The sequence below is a fragment of the Promicromonospora kroppenstedtii DSM 19349 genome, from assembly GCF_000515355.1.
Taxonomy (GTDB): Bacteria; Actinomycetota; Actinomycetes; order Actinomycetales; family Cellulomonadaceae; genus Promicromonospora; species Promicromonospora kroppenstedtii.
On the sequence record NZ_KI911634.1, the window covers coordinates 2,517 to 5,337 of the forward strand.

General features: G+C 74.3%; 3 protein-coding genes. 1 reads left to right on the forward strand and 2 read right to left on the reverse strand.

Annotated features, from left to right (window positions below; genetic code table 11):
- On the forward strand, positions 1–1,117 hold a 1,117-nt coding region (locus PROKR_RS06405), incomplete at its 5' end, for a glycoside hydrolase family 3 C-terminal domain-containing protein (RefSeq protein WP_211240047.1).
- Here PROKR_RS06405 and PROKR_RS06410 read toward each other — a convergent pair.
- Positions 1,098–2,246 carry a GNAT family N-acetyltransferase gene (locus PROKR_RS06410; protein WP_036960886.1) on the reverse strand — a complete coding sequence of 383 codons (1,149 nt, stop codon included), beginning with the start codon at positions 2,244–2,246 and terminating at the stop codon, positions 1,098–1,100. The genes PROKR_RS06405 and PROKR_RS06410 overlap by 20 nt on opposite strands.
- Before the next feature lie 65 nt (positions 2,247–2,311).
- Positions 2,312–2,821, reverse strand: a 510-nt coding sequence (locus tag PROKR_RS06415; RefSeq protein WP_051432742.1) for an NAD(P)-dependent oxidoreductase, incomplete at its 5' end; no start/stop codon positions are given.

The following is a 2,821-nucleotide window of genomic DNA, read 5'->3' on the forward strand; positions in this document are numbered from 1 at the left end:
GCGTGCCACCGCCGCGCTGGCCGACGAGGCCGTCGCCGCGGCCCTGGACGCGGGCGTCGTCCTGTTCTTCGCGGGGCTGCCGCAGTCGGCCGAGGCCGAGGGTCGCGACCGCACGCACATCGAGCTCCCGGCGGACCAGCTCGACCTGCTGGACCGGGTGCTCGCGGTCAACCCCCGCGTGGTCGTGGTGCTCTCCAACGGGTCGGTGGTGCGGCTGTCCGGGTTCGCCGACCGGGTGCCCGCGATCGTCGAGGGCTGGCTGCTGGGCCAGGCAGGCGGCGGGGCGCTCGCCGACGTCCTGTTCGGGCGGGTGAACCCGTCCGGGCGGCTGGCCGAGACCGTCCCGCTGCGCATCGAGGACACCCCCGCGTGGACGACCTTTCCGGGCACCGGGCTGCGTGTGACCTATGGCGAGGGCATCTTCGTGGGCTACCGCTGGTACGACGCGCGGGACCTGGCGGTGCAGTACCCGTTCGGCCACGGGCTCTCGTACACGACGTTCGGGTACTCGGGGCTGGCGGTCTCGACAGGCTCTACCGGCGGTGCGGGCTCGGCCGGCGGGTTGGCCGTGCGCGTGACCGTCACCAACACGGGCGGCGTCGTCGGGCGCGAGGTCGTGCAGTGCTACGTGGCCCTGCCGGGCTCCGCCGTCCCGCGGGCGCCGCGCGCGCTCGCGGCGTTCGCCGTCGTCGACCTGGAGCCGGGGGAGTCACGGGAGGTGGAGCTGGCCGTGGACCGGGCGGACCTCGCGTACTGGGACGTCCGCGCCGACCGGTGGCGCGTCGAGGGCGGCACCTACCGCGTCGAGGTGGGCGCCTCCAGCCGCGACCTGCGCGTCGCCGCCGAGGTGGAGGTGGCGGGCGATCCCGGCACAGCGCCGCTCACCCCGGAGTCGTCGGTGGGCGAGGCGATGGCGCACCCGGTGATCGGTCCCGCGGTGACGGCCCTGCTGCGGGCGGCCGGCCTGTCCGACGACGTCATGATCATGACCATGGCGATGCCTCTGGAGCGCCTCCCGTACCAGCCTGGCTCGGGCATCACGCACCGACGCGTCGGCAGCCTGCTCAGGATCGCCAACGCTCGCCTGGGCGCTCGCTTCAGCCGGCGTCGCGGGTGATCTTCTGCAGGGCGGCCTCCGCTCCCGACGGGCGGAAGCCCAGGGCCACGTTGATGCCCAGCATGTGCGCGTTCTCCTCGGCGTTGAACGTGTGGACCCGTTCCGTCCGCGGGTAGCGGGCGGCGAGCTCACGGAGGTTCACGGCCTTGACGAGCATCCCGAGCCGGTGCCCGCGGTGCGCCTTGAGCGCGATCGTCTCCTCCTGGAAGACGTACGCCGGCTTGCCGTCCTGCAGCAGGAACGAGGTTCCGGCCACGATCTCGCCGGACGGGACGTGCTCCACCAGGGTGGTCAGCAGGCGCTGGCCGCTGTCGGCACGATCCTGGAGGTAGACCCGCACGCGCGCGGCGTCCCAGGTCTCCTCGCCGAAGTCGAGGTCGCCCTGCGGCACGTCCGTCGACATCCGCGTCATGAGCTGGGCGTACCCCTCGTGCCACTCCTCGGGGATGCCTTCCCACGTGTGCGTGACGTAGTCGGGGCCGGCCTTCTCCCGTGCCTCGGTCTCGAAGGCGGCCAGCGCTTCCGGGTCCGCGGGCAGGTCGAGCCGCGACATTCGCTCCACCTGCTCCAGCGTGTACCCGCGGCCCAGCGCGAACCGCACGCCGGCGGCGTCGGCGGGCAGCCGTCCGGCGCCGGTGGCCGGCACCAGGGCCTCCTCGTCCTCGGGCGCCTCGCGGGCCGACAGCGACCAGCCGAAGAACGTGGTCCGGCCCGCCTCCGCCGCCACCCTTTCCGCCTGATCGGCGAGGGCACTGCCGATGCCGCGCCGGCGGTGGTCGGGGTGCACGCCTACGTAGACGTCGGCGGTGTGGGTGTTCTGGTCGCGGTTCATCGCCAGCAGCCCGAAGCCGACGACGTCGTCGGCGGTGGGCGCGGCGCCGTCCGCCCGGTCGAGGACCGCGACGAACCGCCGCTTCTCGGCGTACTCCTGGTGCAGCATGCTGCTGACGAGCTGCTGCTCGGTGTGAGCGAGGTCGTCGTAGCCCAGGTTCGCTGTCTCGACGGCGCGGTCCACGGCGGCGATGCCGTGGTAGGCCCAGGCGTCCGGGTGGTCGGCCGACGGCGCGGGGGCCACGTCGAGGATGCGCCAGGTCGTCGGCTCGGGCGCGATGCCGGTCGGGGAGGTCATACGACCAGGGTGCCCCGCACGCCGCCGGGCGGCGAGAGATTATCGACGGCGTGCGGGGCGCCGGGTCAGGCGGCCACGGAGATGGCCTGCCCGACGGCGGTGCGGTCGGTCAGCGCGTCGCGCATCGCCAGGGCGAGGTCGGGGCGGGCGATCGTCCAGGCCCAGCGCACGTTGCCGTCGCGCCGGGCCTTGTAGCGACCGGTGCCCGGGCGGTCCTGGAGACGCGGCGGGCGCATGATCGTCCAGTCGAGGTGACTCGCGCGGATCACCTGCTCCATGGCCTCCAGGTCGGCGTTCGCCACGGCCAGCACCCGCTTGAGGATCGGCTTGGCGACGTAGCGGGAGAGCGGGTCGTCGCCGTCGACCAGCCAGCCGCTCGCGCTGATGGCGACCAGGCGGCGCACGCCGGCCTGCTCCATGGCCGCGAGGACGGCCGAGATCCCGTCCCGCAGCACGTGCGGCGACTCGCCGGGAACCGGGCCCAGGCAGCTCGCCACGGCGTCGACGCCGTCGAACGCGGCGGACAGGGCCGCGACGTCGGTGGCCTCGGCGACCCGGACCTCGCCCGGTGCGTC

What these genes read in the sequence shown, in the direction of transcription:
- PROKR_RS06410 (WP_036960886.1), bottom strand. Translation starts at nt 2,246, where the DNA reads ATGACCTCCCCGACCGGCATCGCGCCCGAGCCGACGACCTGGCGCATC.